Source organism: Bradyrhizobium genosp. SA-3 (genome assembly GCF_004212635.1).
Classification (GTDB): Bacteria; Pseudomonadota; Alphaproteobacteria; order Rhizobiales; family Xanthobacteraceae; genus Bradyrhizobium.
On record NZ_PSRT01000386.1, the window covers coordinates 1 to 220 of the forward strand.

The 220-nt window shown below is 72.7% G+C and carries 1 protein-coding gene; it reads right to left on the bottom strand.

Annotated features, from left to right (window positions below; translation table 11 throughout):
• A partial coding sequence (locus CWO91_RS42570) for a hypothetical protein (RefSeq protein WP_130221208.1) occupies nucleotides 1-220 on the bottom strand: 220 nt, incomplete at both ends.

Consider the following 220-nt stretch of genomic DNA (forward strand, 5'->3'; position numbering starts at 1 on the left):
CGGCGCAGGAGCGGACGGAGCTGCCGTTGCGGGACGTGCGGCAGAAGGCTGCTCGCCTTCGCCAAAACGCTTCTTGGCTTCGGTCTCGGCCTTCCGCTTGGCTTCGTCCTCGTGGCGATGACGCTCGTCCTCGGCCTTGCGGCGGGCCTCGGCGGCTTCGCGCTCGGCGCGTTCGGCGGCCTCGCGGACCGCGCGGCGCTGGGCCTCTTCCTCAGCCTGG